9 protein-coding genes and 4 pseudogenes are annotated in these 17,489 nt (G+C 63.2%); 11 read left to right on the top strand and 2 right to left on the bottom strand.

Going from position 1 to position 17,489, the window contains the following annotated elements:
* Positions 1 to 274: 274 nt before the first annotated feature.
* From BAY1663_RS13640 to BAY1663_RS13590, 11 genes and pseudogenes are all read left to right on the top strand, one after another.
* The gene (locus BAY1663_RS13640) at positions 275 to 1,702 is read left to right on the top strand and encodes an undecaprenyl-phosphate glucose phosphotransferase (protein WP_037041729.1); all 1,428 of its coding nucleotides are present in this window, start codon (positions 275 to 277) and stop codon (positions 1,700 to 1,702) included.
* 159 nt (positions 1,703 to 1,861) lie between these two features.
* Positions 1,862 to 2,299 carry a low molecular weight protein-tyrosine-phosphatase gene (locus BAY1663_RS13635; RefSeq protein WP_037041727.1) on the top strand — a complete coding sequence of 146 codons (438 nt, stop codon included), beginning with the start codon at positions 1,862 to 1,864 and terminating at the stop codon, positions 2,297 to 2,299.
* A 13-nt stretch (positions 2,300 to 2,312) separates the two neighbouring features.
* Entirely contained in the window at positions 2,313 to 4,526 is a 2,214-nt protein-coding gene (locus BAY1663_RS13630; protein WP_037041725.1) for a polysaccharide biosynthesis tyrosine autokinase, read from the top strand.
* A 183-nt stretch (positions 4,527 to 4,709) separates the two neighbouring features.
* On the top strand, positions 4,710 to 5,774 hold the full coding sequence (locus BAY1663_RS13625) for a cellulase family glycosylhydrolase (RefSeq protein ID WP_037041763.1): 1,065 nt from the start codon (positions 4,710 to 4,712) through the stop codon (positions 5,772 to 5,774).
* A gap of 18 nt (positions 5,775 to 5,792) precedes the next feature.
* Positions 5,793 to 6,979, top strand: a pseudogene (locus BAY1663_RS24645) (polysaccharide pyruvyl transferase family protein).
* Positions 6,980 to 6,981: 2 nt separating this feature from the next.
* Positions 6,982 to 8,213 (top strand): annotated as a pseudogene (locus tag BAY1663_RS24640) (oligosaccharide flippase family protein).
* 61 nt (positions 8,214 to 8,274) lie between these two features.
* Positions 8,275 to 9,526, top strand: a pseudogene (locus BAY1663_RS13610) (Coenzyme F420 hydrogenase/dehydrogenase, beta subunit C-terminal domain).
* A gap of 43 nt (positions 9,527 to 9,569) precedes the next feature.
* Positions 9,570 to 10,826, top strand: a complete 1,257-nt coding sequence (locus BAY1663_RS13605; RefSeq protein WP_037041723.1) for a hypothetical protein — start codon at positions 9,570 to 9,572, stop codon at positions 10,824 to 10,826.
* Complete coding sequence (locus BAY1663_RS13600) at positions 10,786 to 11,661, top strand: glycosyltransferase family 2 protein (protein ID WP_037041720.1); 876 nt, start codon at positions 10,786 to 10,788, stop codon at positions 11,659 to 11,661. The genes BAY1663_RS13605 and BAY1663_RS13600 overlap by 41 nt, the downstream gene beginning before the upstream one ends.
* Positions 11,654 to 12,421: a WecB/TagA/CpsF family glycosyltransferase gene (locus BAY1663_RS13595; RefSeq protein ID WP_037041718.1), complete on the top strand. Its 768-nt coding sequence runs from the start codon at positions 11,654 to 11,656 to the stop codon at positions 12,419 to 12,421. Before BAY1663_RS13600 ends, BAY1663_RS13595 begins: the two co-directional genes overlap by 8 nt.
* A 452-nt stretch (positions 12,422 to 12,873) precedes the next feature.
* Positions 12,874 to 13,973: pseudogene (locus tag BAY1663_RS13590) on the top strand (polysaccharide biosynthesis/export family protein).
* Between the two features lie 360 nt (positions 13,974 to 14,333).
* Here BAY1663_RS13590 and BAY1663_RS13585 read toward each other — a convergent pair.
* Both BAY1663_RS13585 and pap read right to left on the bottom strand, forming a co-directional pair.
* The gene (locus BAY1663_RS13585; protein WP_037041716.1) at positions 14,334 to 15,518 is read right to left on the bottom strand and encodes a thiolase family protein; all 1,185 of its coding nucleotides are present in this window, start codon (positions 15,516 to 15,518) and stop codon (positions 14,334 to 14,336) included.
* A gap of 262 nt (positions 15,519 to 15,780) precedes the next feature.
* A complete protein-coding gene (gene pap / locus BAY1663_RS13580; RefSeq protein WP_037041714.1) occupies positions 15,781 to 17,277 on the bottom strand; it encodes a polyphosphate:AMP phosphotransferase in 1,497 nt (498 codons plus the stop codon).
* Between the last annotated feature and the right edge of the window lie 212 nt (positions 17,278 to 17,489).

The following is a 17,489-nucleotide window of genomic DNA, read 5'->3' as shown; positions in this document are numbered from 1 at the left end:
AATAACGCCGCCCGTCACCGCGCAGGCGTAGCCCCCTCGCCAAAGGCGATTAAGCACGAAATAAAAATACATTCAGTAACAGTAACTTGGGCACACAAATGGGAGTGCTTTGCTTTTTCGTCAACCCGCTGACTGGTACTGAACTCATTTCTGGAGGCACGGTCGGAGCAGGTGTCCCGAACAGGGTTGCGATAGCGGCCTGCCATCAACCTCCGCATGCCGCGGCGATTAATTCGAGTTTTGAAGCCAGCCTTAGCTGAGGAAGGAGCCTTGTATGCGTGCACAGTCAGTTGGAACCCTTGAATATGCTCATCCCAGTTTCGTCGACTACTTCCTGGCCAGCGTTCGTCTGATCCATGGCCTGACCGCCATTCTGCCGGGCTTCCTGCTGCTGGCGTTCATGGATTTGCCCGCCAGCGGAGCCTTCAGCGCCTTCCTCGGCTTCTTCGCGGTGCTCAGCGTCATCATCTTCCAGACCGTCGGTATCTACAGCGAAGAGGTGTTCAGCACCCTGCTGCGTTTCCGCATCATGCTCCTGGCCTGGGCTGCGGCCTTCAGCTTCCTGATCTTCATGCACCAGGGCATGGGACTGCTCAGCTACCTGGATGTCAATCAATTGACATTCTGGTTCCTGACCAGCGCCCTGCTGTTCGGCGCCGAGCGGCTGGCGATGCTGGCGCTGTTCCGCCGCCTGATGGCGCGCGGCATGTTCCTGCAGAATGCCGTGATCCTCGGCGGCACCGAGAATGGCGTGCGGGTTGCCGAATACCTGCAGAACAACCGCGACATCCGTACCGGCGTGCTCGGCTTCATCGATGACCGCCTGGAGCGGCTGCCCAAGGAACTGGCCAGCCTGCCGCTGCTGGGCAACACCCGCGAGCTGGAACGGATGATCCGCGAGGAGAAGGTCACCCAGGTGCTGGTCGCCCTGCCCTGGTTCGCCGACAGCCGCATCGGCCAGCTCATCAACGAACTGCGCAAGCTGCCGGTCAGCGTCCTGCTGGTACCGGACATGGTCGCCTTCCGTCACGCCGACCGGCGCATCACCCATGTCGGCGGGCTGCCCTCGCTGATCGCCTCGGACCTGCCGCTGCGCGGCTGGTCGCCCTTCTTCAAACGCCTGGAAGACATCGTGCTGTCCAGCCTCGCCCTGCTCGCCGCCGCCCCGGCCATGCTGCTGATCGCCTTGGCGATCAAGCTCGACTCGCCCGGCCCGGTGCTGTTCAAGCAGAAGCGCTATGGCTACAACAACCGCCTGATCGAGGTCTTCAAGTTCCGCTCGATGTACCACGAGAAGTCGGACGCCAACGCCGATCGCCAGACCACCCGCCACGACGATCGCATCACCCGCGTCGGCCGCTTCATCCGCAAGACCAGCCTCGACGAACTGCCGCAGCTGCTCAATGTGTTCCTCGGCAGCATGTCCATGGTCGGCCCGCGCCCGCATGCCACCGCCACCAAGGCCGCCGGCGTGCTGTTCGAGGACGCCGTGGCCGAATACTCGTCGCGCCACCGGGTCAAGCCGGGCATCACCGGCTGGGCGCAGATCAACGGCTATCGCGGGGAAACCGACACGCTGGAGAAGATCGAGAAACGCGTCGAGTTCGACCTCGACTACATCGAGCGCTGGTCGGTCTGGTTCGACCTCTACATCCTCGTGCGCACCCCACCGGCACTGCTGTTCAACAAGGACGTGTACTGATCGGCCGGCGCCCGCGTTCAGCCGAAAAGCATCGCACTACGCCGCGCCGCCATGGCGCGACAGGACGGAACTAATGAAGCCCCTGAAAATCTCATTTTTGTTCAACCCGGACTGCCCTCCGGCGGCTGCGAATGAGCAGTCACCACGAGGCTGAGCACCATGTTCAAGAACATCCTGATTGTCTGTGTTGGAAACATCTGCCGCAGCCCCACGGCCGAGGCACTGTTTGCACACAGGCTCGGTAGCCAGGGCCTGACGATCAGCTCGGCGGGTATTGGAGCACTAGTAGGTAACCCGATGGACAAGAGCGCCCACGAAGTATTGCAGGAGAACGGGTTGGAACTTCCAGCCCACCGTGCCCGACAGGTAGACAGCCACATGCTGCACCAGGCGGACCTCATCCTTGCCATGGAGCATAGCCACATTCAGCACATTCGCCAGATTGCGCCCGAAGTGCATGGCAAGACCTTCCTGATCGGCAAATGGCAGGGGGACCTGGAGATTCCAGACCCTTATCGCCAATCCAAGCCTGCCTTTGAACACGTCCACAGCCTCCTGACGAAATCCGTCGAGAGCTGGCTTCCTTACCTGAAATGAAGAAGGAACTTCGATGACTACCATGCCCCGCCCGATCTATGAAACCAAAGAGGACAAGGACATCGACCTGGCCCACCTCTTTGATACCTTCATCAACAACCGCGTGCTCATCATGGGCATCACGGGGTTCTTCGCTGCCCTGGGTGTCGCCTATGCACTGCTGGCCACGCCGGTTTACCTGGCCAGCGCGATGATCCAGATCGAGCCCAAGAACGGGCTGCCGAGCCTGACCGACGTGGTCAACACCAACCCGCCGGTATCGCCGGCGCAGACCGAGATCGCACTGCTCAAGTCGCGCTCGGTGGTGGGAGGCGCGGTCAGCAACCTGAACCTCGACATCATCATCAAGCCCCACCACTTCCCCATCGTCGGCGGCTTCATGGCGCGCCGTTTCGAGCCCAGCGAAGAAGGCGAGCTCGGCTGGTATCCGACCGGCCTGGGCAGTTATGCCTGGGGTGGCGAAAAGCTGAAGGTCACCCAGCTGGAAGTGCCGGACAAGGTGCACGGCAAGGAGCTGACCCTGGAGGCGGCCGAGAACAACGGCTTCATCCTGCGTGACGAGGACGACGAGGTCGTGGCCCAGGGCGTGGCCGGCGAGCCGGTCGAGACCGAGGGTTACCGCGTCACCGTGGCCGAGCTGCTCGCGCGCCCGGGCACCACCTTCACGGTGATCAAGAACCGCACCTACAACACCACCGAGAACTACCAGCAGCGCCTGGCCGCGGCCGAACGTGGCAAGCAGTCCGGCATCGTCAACGTGACCCTCGAGGATGCCGATCCGGAACACGCCGTCCGCGTGCTGGAAGAAGTCGCCAGCCTCTACGTCGAGCAGAACGTCGCGCGCAACGCGGCCGAAGCGACCCAGAGCCTGGAGTTCCTCAACGAGCAGGTCCCGGCGGTGCGCAAGAAGCTGGAAGCCGCACAGACCGCGTTGAACAAGTACCAGACCGGTTCGCGCTCGGTGGATATCACCGCCGAGACCCAATCGGTGCTCGACCGCATCGTCGATCTGGAGAAGCAAATCTCCGAACAGAACCTCAAGCGTACCGAGATGGAACGCCGCTTCACCCGCCAGCACCCGAACTTCCAGGCGCTGATGAACCAGATCAACCAGCTGCAGATGCAGAAGCAAGAGCTGGAGAAGCAGATCGGCACCCTGCCCTCGACCCAGCAGGAACTGCTGCGCCTGAACCGTGACGTGGAAGTATCCTCGGAAACCTACTCCATGCTGCTGAACAAGACCCAGGAGCTGGACATCATCCGCGCCGGCACCGTGGGCAACGTGCGCATCATCGACCACGCCGCGGCGGACCTGGAAAGCCCGGTCAAGCCCAACAAGCCGCTGGTGGTGATCGTCGCCACCCTGCTCGGCGGCCTGCTGGCGGTGGCCTTCGTCTACGTGCGCGAAGCACTCAAGCGTGGCGTCGAGAACCCGGAAGACATCGAGCGCAGCGGCATCCCGGTGTACGCCTCGATCCCGTTCACCGAGAAGCAGGCCACGCTGGAAAAACGCCTGGCCAACTTCAAGCGCGACAAGAGCGCCGCGTCCTACCTGCTGACCATCAACGAGCCGGCCGACCTCGCCACCGAGGCCATGCGCAGCCTGCGTACCAGCCTGCACTTCGCGATGATCGAGGCGAAGAACAACGTGCTGATGATCACCGGCCCGAGCCCGGCGGTGGGCAAATCCTTCGTCACCACCAACCTCGCCGCCGTGGTGGCGCAATCCGGCAAGCGCGTGCTGCTGATCGATGCCGACATGCGCAAGGGCTACCTGCACAAGGTCATGCGTTGCGACGGCGAAAAGGGCCTGTCGGACATCCTTTCCGGGCGCATCACCCTGTTCGATGCGATCCAGAAGACCCAGTTGAACAACCTCCACGTGATCACCCACGGCCAGCTGCCGCCGAACCCGTCGGAACTGCTGATGCACGAGAACTTCTCGCGCTTCGTCAAGGAGATCAGCCATATGTACGACCTGGTGATCTTCGATACCCCGCCGATCCTCGCCGTCACCGACGCCGCGCTGGTCGGCAGCCAGGCCGGCACCACCCTGATGGTCACCCGCTACGGCATGAACGGCCTGAAGGAAATCGAAGCGGCCAAGCGGCGCCTCGAGCAGAACGGCCTGCTGGTCAAGGGCGTGATCTTCAACGCCGTGGTGCGCAAGGCCTCGGCCTATGGCGAGTACGGTTACTACCAGTACGAATACGCCAGCACCAAGTAGCGAGCGTGCGTGGCGGCGGGACAACCTGCCGCCACCAGCGCACTGCCCCTTTTCTTTTTCGGACTGCCTCTTTTCGACTGGGCCATCAGGCGCAGCGGATATTTTTTGGCTTCCGTTACGTGTTGCAGAGGCTTTTTGGACGTGTTTTCCCTGGATTTTGCGTGCAATCGGGCGCCCAACGGGATCGGCCCTGCCGGACGAGCCGGCCGACTGGCGCTGGCGCTGACGCTTGCGCTCGCCACCGCCGGTGCTCGTGCCGCCGACTGGCCGGCCACGGAGGATGGCCTGGCCCTGCTCGGCGTCAATCTTTCCGGCGCCGGCTTCGCTCCGCACATCACGCCGGGCAAACACGGCACCCACTACTTCTATCCGCAGAAAAAACACTTCGAGTACTACGCCAGCCAGGGCATCCGGCTGATCCGCTTCCCCTTCATCTGGGAGCGGGTGCAGCACTCGCTCGACGATGGATTGAACTTCGACCAGATCCGGCTGTTGAAAAAGACCCTGGACCTGGCCGCGCAGAATGGCCAGAAGGTCATTCTCGACATGCACAACTATGGTCGTTACCACGGCGAACTGATCGGCTCGCGCCAGGTGCCCTACGCGGCCTACGCCTCCGTCTGGCAGAAGCTGGCGCAGCACTTCAAGGGCCACCCCGCGCTGCTCGGCTACGACATCATGAACGAGCCGCACGGCACCGTCGGCCTCTGGCCCGGCGCGGCCCAGGCCGCCGTCGATGCGATCCGCGAGGTCGACCAGCAGACGCTGATCTTCATCGAGGGCGAGCGTTGGTCGAGCGCCTTCCACTGGCCGCTGGTGAACGCCAACTTCCTGATCGACGACCCGGCCGAGCGCATCGTCTACGAAGCGCACCTGTACTTCGACGAGGATTTCTCCGGCAAGTACATGCCGCGGGCCAGCCGCAACATCGACCCGATGCTCGGCGTCGAGCGTGCGCGGCCGTTCATCGAATGGCTGAAACAGCACGGGCAGAAGGGCTATCTCGGCGAGTACGGCATTCCCGACGACCTGCCCGAGGCGGCCGTGGCGATGGACAACCTGCTCGCCTACCTCAACGACAACTGCGTACCCAGCACCTACTGGGCCGGCGGCCCCGGCTGGGGCACCTACAAGCTCGCGATCGAGCCGCGCGACGGCAAGGACCGGCCGCAGATGGAACTCATGCGCAAACACCTCGCCAACGATTGCAGCGCCATCGGCCCCGCACCGGCACCTCACGCTGACTGATTCTGGAGTGACACGAACATGAAATTCGGACTGCTATGGCACTCGTTCTCATCCGGCAACCTGGGGGTTGGCGCGCTGAGCATTTCCAACATGCTGCTGATCGACGAGGCGGCGCGCAAATGCGGCATCACCCCCGAGTACCTGATCATCGGCTCGTCCGGCCCCTGCGACTATCCGCCGTCCACCGAACGCTTCAACTACGAATTCATCGAGTTCAACGAGAAGGCGCTGCTGAAGAATCCCCACGGCCTGTACCGGGCGATCGCCTCCTGCGACGCGGTGTTCGACATCGGCGAGGGCGACAGCTTCTCCGACATCTATGGCGTCAAGCGCCTGATCAAGCTGCTGGTCAGCAAGGGCATGGCGTTGGGTGGCCGCGTGCCGCTGATCCTGTCGCCGCAGACCATCGGCCCGTTCAAGTCCGACTGGGGCACCAAGGCCTCGGCCTGGGCAATGAAGAAAAGCACCATGGTCTTCGCCCGCGATCACCAGTCCTTCGATGTGCTCAAGCAGCTGAACGTCTCCAACCGCGACGAAGTGATCGACGTTGCCTTCGCCCTGCCCTTCGAGCGCCAGAGCGAACAGCGCGACCCGAACAAACTGGCCGTGGGCCTCAGCGTTTCGGCCCTGCTGCATCACGGCGGCTACGAAGGCACGGCCAACCAGTTCGGCCTGCGAGCCGACTACAAGGCGCTGACCGACCGGCTGATCCGCAGCCTGCTCGAACGCGGCCATGAGGTGCACCTGGTGCCCCACGTGATCCCGATCGGCTTCCCCGCCGAGGATGACTACACCGTCTCCCGGCAGTTGCAGCAGCAGTTTCCCGAACTCAGGCTGGCGCCGCGCTTCAAGGGCCCGATCGAGGCCAAGTCCTACATCAGCGGCATGGATTTCTTCGTCGGCGCGCGCATGCACGCCACCATCGGCGCCTTCTCCGCCGGCGTGCCGGTGGTGCCGCTGGCCTACAGCCGCAAGTTCGCCGGGCTCTACCAGTCGCTGGACTACCACCGCGTGGTCGACCTCAAGACCGAGGACACCGACAGCGCGCTGGAACAGGTGCTGGCGCATCTGGACAACCGCGAGCAGCTCAAGGCGGAAGTCGCCGCCAGCGGCGCGATCATCCGTCGCAAGCTGGATGCCTACAGCGCGGCGCTGGAACAACTCCTGGCTTCGCTGCATCAGCCCAGGCCGTGTACCAGAGATAACCATGCGCGATCATGCCTGATGGGGGTGACCACGGCGGCGCGTACCGCCGTGCAGTTGGGAACGCTGCTGATCCTGGCGCGCACGCTGGGGCCGAGCGATTTCGGCTTCATCTCGATCGTCATCACCTGGTCGACCATCGTCGCTCTGGTGACCGACTATGGCTTCGGCATGCGCGCGCTGCGCGACATCGGCGCCGAGCGCGAGCGCGCCGGCGAGATCATGTCGGCCAGCCTGGCGGCGAAATCGGTGCTGGTGCTGCCGGCCTGCGTGGTGCTGCTGCCGCTGATCCTCTTCGTGCTCGACCTGCACCTCATCGAGCGCTTCGCCGCGGTGCTGTTCCTGCTCGGCACCCTGGCCTCGTCCTACGGCGACCTGGGGCTGACGGTGTTTCGCAGCATCGGCCAGTTCCACCGCGAAACCCGCATCGTGGTGGCGACGGCGCTGGTGCATTTCGTGTTGATCGGCGCGGCGATCCTCTTGCGCAACGACGTACTGGCCATCGGCCTGGCGTTCCTGCTCTCGCGGCTGATCTACGCCACCTTCGCCCTGCGCGCGCTGTCGAAGATCCTCGCCCTGGGCGACATCCTGCGCAATTCCCGGCAGGTGCTGGTGGAGCGCTTCAAGACCTCCACCAGCTTCGCGGTGGACAGCGGCGCGACCAACATCTTCGCCCAGCTCGACGTCATCCTGGTCAACCACCTCGCCGGCCGCGAGGCGGCGGGCATCTATTTCGCCGGCTCGCGGCTGATCCAGGGCGCGGTGCCGTTCAGCGTACTGCTGGCCAGCGTGCACATCCCGCGTTTCGCCTACCAGTTGCACAACAAGACCGCCGGGCTGTTCCGCTACGGCGTGCGCATCCTCGGCGAATACGCGGGCATGGGACTGGCCTTCGCCCTGGCGTTCTTCTTCATCGGCCCGCTGTTCACCGATTACTTCCTCGGCGCCGAGTACGCCGAGCTGAACACCCTGTGGCTGGCCTTCGCCTGCTTCACCGCCGCGCGCTTCGTCGCCGCCGGGCTGGGGGTGCAGCTGATGGCGATGGGGACCGGCTTCCTGCGCACGTTCGGAATCATCGCCTCGGGAGTGGTCACAGTGGCGTGCTACTGGATTTTCATCCCCTCGCACGGAATACAGGCGGCCCCCTGGGTGTCCACTCTGGGCATGGTCGTCCTGACGGTTATCTACGGTTATGCGGTGCTCGCCATCTACCGCAAGCAGCGCCAGCGCGCATGACCGAACTCGTTCAATACTGCCGGTCGCGTATGCCCGACCGGCCGCTCAAGGGAAGGCAGGTATGAAAGCTCTATTGAACCGCGTGCTGAACAACGACCTGTGCAGCGGTTGCGGAATGTGCAGCTCGGTGGCCGATGACGATGCCATCAGGATCCGGCTCAACGCCGACGGTTATCACCGGCCGGTGCTCAATACGCAATATCGGAACAAGCCGGTGGCCAGCGAGCGGACCAGTGCGGCCTTCGCCAAATCCTGCCCGGCGCTGAACCTGGATATCCGCCCCTACAAGTCGGCCAACTACCACCCGATCTGGGGCGAGATCCTCGATACGCTCAAGGGTTATGCGGCGGACGACGAAGTTCGCCAGGCCGGCTCCTCCGGCGGCGTGATCTCCGCGCTGGCGCAGTATTGCCTGGAAAACAAGCTGGTCGACGGCGTGATCCAGATCCAGGCGTCGCAGACCGATCCACTGGAGAACGTCGCCACCATCAGCCGCTCGCGGCAGAACATCATCGCCTCCTCCGGCTCGCGCTATGCGCCGGCGAGCCCCGGCGAAGCGCTGAAGTGGGTGGCCATGTCCACCGAGAAATACCTGTTCATCGGCAAGCCCTGCGACGTCGCCGCGGTGCGCCAGATGCAGCAGCACGATGCGCGGCTGAAGGAAAACATTCCCTACATCGTCTCCTTCATGTGCGCCGGCACCCCGAGCCTGCATGGCACCGAACAGGTGCTGGACAAGCTGGAAGTCGAGCGCAGCGAGGTCACCGCCTTCCGCTACCGCGGCGACGGCTGGCCAGGGCTGACCAAGGCCACGCTGAAGAGCGGCGAGGCGCGGACCATGACCTACAACGACTCCTGGGGCAAGGTGCTCAACCGCCACCTGCAGACCCGCTGCAAGATCTGCCCGGACGGCATCGGCGAGTTCGCCGACATCGTCTGCGCCGACGGCTGGGAAGGCGACGAGAAGGGCTATCCGTCGTTCGAGGAGCGCGAGGGCAACTCGCTGATCCTGGTGCGCACCGAAAAAGGCCGCGAACTTTTCCGCAACGCGCAGGCCGCTGGCGTTGTCAAAGCCGAGGTTTTCGACACCGGCAGCATCTTCGCCATCCAGCCGTTCCAGTACTACCGCCGCACCACCATCCTGCCGCGGCTGCTGGCGATGAAGCTGTTGATGCTCAAGACCCCGTCCTACAAGGGCTTCGAGCTGGGCAAGGGGGGTCAGGGAGATCGGGCTGTACCAGAGCTTCAAGGCATTCACCGGGCTGCTGGTGCGGCGCAAGAAGATCAAGAAGCGGGCGCTGGAAACGGCATGAGCCGCTGCGCGATCAGGGACTTTCTACCTAAGGACCAAGGTTGATGACGACTTTCAGTTCACGCTTTTTCTTCTTCCCATTGCTGATCCTGGCGATCGTGCTGCACTTTTCCGTGTTCGGCGAGAGTCCGCACAACCCCTACGGCATCAAGGGGGTGAACGAGCTGTACCTGGCGATCTGCATCGTCTTCACCATTCTCTTGCTGCTGGCCTCGGCAGAGGACGCGCCGCGCGAATTCCGCATCCTCATGTACTACTGCCTGTACAGCGTGGTGGTGTTCCTGGTGATGCCGGCGGTGTTCGCCTATTTCACCTACGGGCAGCCGATCGTCTACGGGCTGATCGAGGAGCGCCGGGTGCTGTTCTGCCTGGGCTTCGCCCCGCTGCTGTTCCTCGGCAAGCGCGTCAGCACGCTGCAGTTCGAGCGCGGGCTGCTCTATGCGGCGCTGATCGCAGCCTTCCTTTCCTGGTGCTTCAAGTTCGGCGTGATTCCCGATCTGCGCCCGGAGGTCCGCTCGGACGACCGCCCGGACCGCTCGTCCATCGGCCCCTACCTGATCTGCTTCGGCTACTTCTATTGCATCCAGATCTGGTCGAAAGGCATCTCGCCGATCAACGGCGCGAAGCGCAACAAGAACCTCTACCTGATCATCGCAGCGGTGCTGCTGCTGACCCTGGTATTCGCCACCCAGACCCGCCAGCTGATCGTGCTCTGCCTGGCCTTCACGCTGTTCTGCCTGCGTGCCAAGGCGATTATCTGGGCCGCCTCGCTGTCGATCCTGCTGTCGCCGTTCTACTTCTACCCGAGCCTGCTGGAGGTCCTCGGATTCAACACCGAGTTCTACGACAGCACGCTGGAAAGCGGAATCGAGGACGGCGCCCGGCCGCACACCATCTCGGCGATCTTCACGCATCTGGATCAGGTCAACTGGCTGCCCAGCGGCTCGCTGTCGCTGATGTGGCAGGACGGCTTCATCCCCTATTTCGGCGAGCATTTCTTCCTCTCCGACGTCGGCATCATCGGCACGCTGTTCCGCTTCGGCTTCCTGACCTTCCTCATCGTCCCGGTGACGCTGTTCGTCTACCAGCGCATCGCACGCAACATCACGCCGGACATGACCTTCATCTATTCCACGATGCTGGCCTTCTGCGTCATCTGGCCGCTCAACGGCCTCTTGGAATATGCCCAGCCCGTCATCGCCGCCCTCTTTGTCATCCATGCCCTCAAGGCCCGTCACCTTCGCAGCCAGGAGCGAATCCATGAACGTCGCGCTTATCCTCAACTACAAGGCAGCTACTGAAACCATCAGTTGCGTTGAGAGCCTGCTCGCTCATTGCCCGGCTCTCGATCACGTCGTGGTCATCGACAACGACTCGCAGGACGGCTCCGTGGTGGCCTTCGACCAATGGCTGGAGGCCCGCCCCCGGCCGAACGTGACCGTGCTGGCCAATCCGCAGAACAACGGCTACGCCGGCGGCAACAACCACGGCCTGCGCTGGGCGTTGAAGAACCTGCCGGTGACGACCTTCTGGATCGTCAACAACGACACCTACGTCGACAGCGATGCCTTCACCCCGTTGCTCGAGGCGCTGCGCAAGAACGACCGCCAGTTCGTCGGCTCGGTGATCCTCAGCGCCGACAGCGGCCGCCTGGAATGCTATGGCGGCGGCAAGCTCTATCCGCTGCTGGGCAAGGCCAGGCTGCTGGGCAAGGACCAGACCCTCGAGGCGATGGCGCAGAACCGCGAGCAGCCCGACTACCTGATGGGCTGCAGCCTGGCGTTCTCGGCCAGGTTGATCGAGCGGATCGGGCTGATGGACGAGGCCTACTTCATGTACTCCGAGGAAGTCGACTGGCAATTCCAGGCCAGAAAGAAAGGCATCTCCATTCGCGTCGTACCGGATAGCCGCCTCTACCACTACGGTTCGCTCAGCTCGGGCGGGCGCTCGGCCTTCTATCACTACTACCGCAACCGCGCAGCCACACGCTTCAACAAGCGTTTCTATGGGCGAGGTTTCGCGTTCATGTCGGCCTGCTTCCTCTCCGCGATCACCGTCATCAAGGAATTCAACCACCCCAGCCTCGCCTGGTCGGGCATCAAGGGCGCCTTCAAGGGAGTAACGATGAGTGTCTAGTGAGACCAACCACGCGTTCGGTGTGGATTTCTACACCGGCAGCAAAGCAGCCTTGCTGGCCAGCATCCGGGAAGGGGTCGCACAGCCCTACTCCTTCGTGGTGACACCCAACGTCGATCACCTGGCGCAGCTCCAGCACAACGACGCCTTGCGCGAGGCCTACGCCAAGGCCCGCCTGCGCCTGTGCGACAGCCGCATCCTGCAACCGCTGCTGCAGCGGCTGGGCGTCCGGATCGAGGAAGTGATTCCGGGCAGCGACCTGACCGTCGATCTGCTGGAGTGGGCCAACAGGGAGCACCTGCGGATCGTCCTGATCGGCGCCACCGATGAGGAATGCACGAAGCTGCGCGCGCTCTATCCCGGCATCGTCCTCTATCACCACAACCCGCCGATGGGCTTCATCAACAGACCGGATGAAGTTCAACGGGCATTGCAGTTCGTTCGCGACCATCCCTCCGAACTGGTGTTCTACGCCGTCGGCGCACCGCGCCAGGAAATACTTGCAAGTTCCATCCAGAGCCATGAACGCACCGGCATGGGATTTTGCATCGGCGCATCCATTTCCTTCGCCACCGGAAGTATTAAACGTGCCCCGGTATGGATGCAGAACTGCAAACTCGAATGGCTGCACCGAATGATCTCCGAGCCCAGGCGGCTGGTGAAACGTTATACCCATGATGCGTTTTTCATAGTTCCGGCCTTCCTGCGGGAAAAGAACTACCGCATCCAGAAGGCAAAACCCGCGAAACAGGACTCGTAAACCAAAGGATCGAAAAATCCACTGTAAATGCCGGGAACCGTCGTGAACCCAAGCCTATCGCAACGGTCTATCCCTACTGTGATGTGCGCAGGATGGCACTTCAACATCTAACTAACACCTTGCGCCGTCCCGTCCCCGGCCGTAAGCAACAGGCTGTATCGAACAGGCAAAGGAATTAAACCTGCTTGTCGTTGAAAACAGCTGCTATTACAACCAGACGGGATAAAACATAACGTTTCCCGTGCAGCCGGATATAACGCTGCTGGAGGTGAAACATTTCAGGAAGGAGAGAAACTTTGGCTACCGGTCCCGTTTGGTCGCTGAGGAGTGTGGAGTGATGACTCCGATCCTCTTGAATAGGCGAAAGAAGTATTCCAACGCCTTGGACAGAAAAGTGAATCCAGCCGTCTCACTCTTTGAACAACAACCACTCCGTCAAGGATGAACAACCCATGAAACCATTTATCGCACTCGCTTTCACTTCCACCCTGGTCCTCCAGGCTGCGCCTTCGCCCCCGGCCAGTACCTCGACCCCGATGAGTTCAAGGAAGGCGCCGAAGCCGAACACGGCACGGTCCAACTGGTGCGCATCACGCCCGAGATGCTCAAGGGCGAACTGGCCTCCGACATGGGCACCTCCAGCAAGCAGGAACTGCTGAACTACAAGCCCTCGTCCTACCGCATCGGGCCGAACGACCTGCTCTACATCACCGTCTGGGATCACCCCGAGCTGACCGCGCCGTCCGGCCCGCAGCAGCAGCTGGATGCCAACGGTCGCCTGGTGCGCCCTGACGGCACCCTGTTCTACCCCTATATCGGCAACGTCGAGGCCGCCGGCAAGACCATCGAAGAGCTGCGCTCGATCATCGCCCGCCGCCTGACCAACTACATCGACAGCCCGCAGGTGGACGTTTCCATCCTGCGCTTCGGCAGCCAGCGCGTGGTCGTCTCCGGTGCATTCAACACCGCCGGTGAAGTACCGATCACCACCGCCCCGATGACCATCACCCAGGCCATCGGCCAGGCAGGCGTGGACACCGATACCGCCGACCTCACCGGCCTGACCCTCAAGCGTGACGGCCGCGAGTACATGCTGGACATCGACTCCCTCAACCGCCCGGACTCCTGGCTGCATCAGGTCTACCTGAAGGATGGCGACCAGCTGCACCTGCCGTACAACGACCAGCGCAAGGTCTACGTACTGGGCGAAGTGATGCTGCCGCAGGCGATGACCTTCAAAGCCACCAGCATGAACCTGATGGATGCGGTCGGCACCGCCGGCGGCATTCGCCAGGAAACTGCCGATGGCGAAGCGCTCTACGTGATCCGCGGTGCGGAGAAGATGGCCGAAGGTCAGGCCAAGGTGTTCCAGCTGAATGCCAAGTCGCCGACCGCCTTCGCCCTGGCCAAGCACTTCCCGCTGCAGCCGCAGGACGTGGTGTTCGTCGGTCCGGCCAACATCACCCGCTGGAACCGCTTCATCAGCCAGCTGCTGCCGTCCGCCAGCATCGTGGGTACCGGCGCCGCAGCCGAGTACAACCTGTCCCGCTAAGCAGCGCATGGCCTGATCGCATAGCGGTCAGGTGAAAGAAAAAAGCCGCAGAGCCGAACCGAAAGGTTGCTCTGCGGCTTTTTCACTACGAATGGGAAACCGTTCGCCGTAAAGGCACACCCGCAGGAACCGTGGGGCGCTCGCTGCTCTTGTGGGAGGCCCGCCCTCGGGGCGATGCTTTTCAAGCTTCTGGGCAGGCCTACGGCCTGCAATCGCCGCGAGGGCGCGCCTCCCACGGGTTCGGTGTGCACCGTCTGCTTTTGTGGGAGGCCCGACCTCGGTCGGGGCGATGCTCTTGAGCTGTTGGCAGGCCTGCGGCCTGCATCGCCGCGAGGACGCGCCTACGGGGTCCGCTGGCGATCAGCGTGCCGCTTCGAACAGCCCCGCAGCGCCCATGCCGCCGCCCACGCACATGGTCACCACGCCATAGCGCAGGTTGCGCCGCTGCAGCTCGCGGATGATATGGCCGGCGGTGCGCGAGCCGGTCATGCCGAATGGATGGCCGATGGAAATCGAACCACCGTTGACGTTGTACTTCTCGTTGTCGATGCCCAGCGTGTCGCGGCAATACAGGCACTGCGAGGCGAAGGCTTCATTGAGTTCCCACAGGTCGATATCGTCGATCTGCAAGCCCTTGGCCTTGAGCAGGCGCGGCACGGCGAATACCGGCCCGATCCCCATTTCCTCCGGCTCGCAACCGGCAACGGTGAAGCCGCGGAAGAACGCACGCGGCTTCAGGCCCAGCTCGATGGCCTTTTCCAGGCTCATCACCAAGGTCATGGACGCACCATCGGAAAGTTGCGACGCGTTGCCGGCGGTGACCGAACCATCCTCGGCGAACGCCGGCTTGAGTCCCGCCAGGCTTTCCAGCGTGGTGTCGGGGCGGTTGCAGTCGTCGCGGTCCACCACGCCCCGATGCACGGTGCGCTCGCCGCTGTTCTTGTCCTCGGTGAAGTACTCGACGCTCATCGGCACGATCTCGTCGCTGAACAGCCCTTCGGCCTGGGCGCGTGCGGTGCGCTGCTGGCTCTGCAGCGAATAGAGATCCTGCTGCTCGCGGGTGACGTTGTAACGCCGCGCCACCAGCTCGGCCGTCTGCCCCATGCTGTGGTAGATGCCCGGCACACGCTCCTGGATGATCGGATTGAACAGGTAGTCGGTGTTGCGACTCCTGAGGGTCAGACTGATGGACTCCACCCCGCCGGCGACGATGACGTCGCTGCAGCCGGAGGCGATCTGGTTGGCGGCGATGGCGATGGCCTGCAGGCCCGACGAGCAGTAGCGGTTCAGCGTCATGCCGGGGCAGTCGATGCCCAGGCGGGACAGCACGGCGACGTTGCGGCCGATGTTGTAGCCCTGCGCGCCTTCGTTGGAGCCCGCACCGACGATGCAGTCCTCGACCAGCGCGGGGTCCAGATCGTTGCGTGACAGCAGCGCATCGACGCAGTGGGCCGCCATGTCGTCGGGGCGGGTCATGTTGAACTTGCCGCGGAAGGACTTGGCCAGGCCGGTCCGCACGCTGTCGACGATCACTACTTCACGCATGGCATACCTCGGAGCAGGGGCGTTCGTGGGGCTGTTGTTGCGGCGCGCTGCGCACGAATTGTTCCACGTCCGCCGGTGGACGATGACCGGAGCATAGTGCCGCCTGCGCGACCGTGGCGACGACCATTCAGCATGCATATGGCCATTCATCGCCCGGTCAGCCGCCGCTGCGTCCTCCGAAGCGGGACGCAGGGGGCGAGGAGCGAGCCATGCTCGCGCCCCCCACCGCAAAAGCGCCGCGGGCATGCCCCCGCTCCCATCGTTACCCCTTGGCGATCGCCGCCTCCAGCGCCTCGTTCAGCGTGCGCAGGACCTTCACCCGGGCGAAGCGCTTGTCGTTGGCCTCGACCAGCGTCCAGGGGGCGATTTCGGTGCTGGTACGATCGACCATGTCCGCCACGGCATGGCCGTAGTCGTCCCATTTCTCGCGGTTGCGCCAGTCTTCATCGGTGATCTTGAAGCGCTTGAACGGTGTCGCCTCGCGCTCCTTGAAGCGCCGCAGCTGCGTGTCCTGATCGATGCTGAGCCAGAATTTCACCAGCACCACGTCGCTATCCACCAGCTGCTCTTCGAAATCGTTGATCTCGCTGTAGGCACGCAGCCACTCGTCCGGCGTACAGAATCCTTCGACACGCTCCACCAGCACCCGGCCATACCAGGAACGATCGAAGATGGTGAACTTGCCGCGCTCCGGGATGTTGCGCCAGAAGCGCCACAACCATGGCTGGGCACGCTCTTCCTCGGTGGGTGCGGCGATCTGCACGGTGCGATACAGGCGTGGGTCCAGCGCGCCGGTGACACGCCGGATCGCACTGCCCTTGCCCGCCGCATCATGCCCCTCGAACAGCGCCAGCACGCCACGCTTGCGCAGCCGGCGATCACGCAACAGGCGCGACAAGCGGGCCTGCTCCTCGGCCAGCTGCTGCTGGTAGAGGTCCTTGCTCAGCTTCTGCGACAGGTCCAGGCTGTCCAGCAGGCTCAAGCGGTCCAGATTGCCCAGCAGCGGCGCCGAATGCGGTTGGGAAGCCGGCGATGTCGGCTGCTCGGCTCCGTCCAGCGCCGCCTGCAGCCCCTCCAGCAGCACACGCCCCACCGCCAGGCTGCGGTAACGCCAGTCCACACCCTCGATCACGTACCAGGGCGCGAAGCTGCGGCTGCTCAGCCGAAGGATCTGCTCGCCGTGGCGAACGAACTTGTCATAGGTCTTCGACTGCTGCCAGTCCAGCGGACTGATGCGCCAGCTGTGCAGGGGATCGTCCTTGAGCGAATCCAGACGGGCCTTCATCTGGGCCTTGGAAAGGTGAAACCAGAACTTGAAGATCAGCGCGCCCTCGTCGCAGAGCATCCGCTCCAGACGCTGCGCACGGGCGGTGGCCAGTTTCAGCTCGGCATTCTTGATCCGCCCATGCACCCGGTCCTCGAGCATCTTGCTGTACCAGTTGCCGAAGAAAATCCCGGTATGCCCCTTCGGTGGCAGGCGCCGCCAGTAACGCCATGCGAACGGATGGGACAGTTCCTCGTCGCTGGGCACATAGAAACTGTCGACCCGGATCAGCCGCGGGTCCATCCATTCGTTGAGCAGCTTGATGGTCTCGCCCTTGCCCGCGCCCTCGATGCCGTTGATCAGGATCAGCATCGGAAACCGCGCTTGGGCCTTGAGCCGGTACTGCGCCTGCAGCAGCGCCTCGCGTAATTCCGGCACTGCGGCGTCGTAGGTCGCCTTGTCGATGGAATGGCCGATTTCGGCGGATTCGAACATCATTGTCTCCGTCCCAGATGATGCGCCCAACCCTAGCAGGCAAGCCGAGGGCATAGCGAGCAGGACACGGAAAATTGAAGCTTCACAGACCCCGGTCTGCTGGCAGGCCTTGCGGCCTGCAATCGCCGCGAGGTCGCGCCTCCCACTGAATTTGACATAGACCCTGACTGCTTTCGGGAGACCCGACCTCGGGGCGAAGCTCTTGAGCTTCT

Origin of the sequence: Pseudomonas sp. BAY1663 (assembly GCF_000582595.1) — a bacterium.
Classification (GTDB): Bacteria; Pseudomonadota; Gammaproteobacteria; order Pseudomonadales; family Pseudomonadaceae; genus Stutzerimonas; species Stutzerimonas stutzeri_AF.
Note: the sequence above shows the minus strand (reverse complement) of the source record. Positions and strands in the feature narration are given on the sequence as shown.

Excerpts from the sequence above, each read along its gene's own strand:
- BAY1663_RS13640 (WP_037041729.1), top strand. The coding sequence starts at position 275 with ATGCGTGCACAGTCAGTTGGAACCCTTGAATATGCTCATCCCAGTTTC.
- BAY1663_RS13635 (WP_037041727.1), top strand. The coding sequence starts at position 1,862 with ATGTTCAAGAACATCCTGATTGTCTGTGTTGGAAACATCTGCCGCAGC.
- BAY1663_RS13630 (WP_037041725.1), top strand. The coding sequence starts at position 2,313 with ATGACTACCATGCCCCGCCCGATCTATGAAACCAAAGAGGACAAGGAC.
- BAY1663_RS13605 (WP_037041723.1), top strand. The coding sequence starts at position 9,570 with ATGACGACTTTCAGTTCACGCTTTTTCTTCTTCCCATTGCTGATCCTG.
- BAY1663_RS13600 (WP_037041720.1), top strand. The coding sequence starts at position 10,786 with ATGAACGTCGCGCTTATCCTCAACTACAAGGCAGCTACTGAAACCATC.
- BAY1663_RS13585 (WP_037041716.1), bottom strand. The coding sequence starts at position 15,518 with ATGCGTGAAGTAGTGATCGTCGACAGCGTGCGGACCGGCCTGGCCAAG.
- pap (WP_037041714.1), bottom strand. The coding sequence starts at position 17,277 with ATGTTCGAATCCGCCGAAATCGGCCATTCCATCGACAAGGCGACCTAC.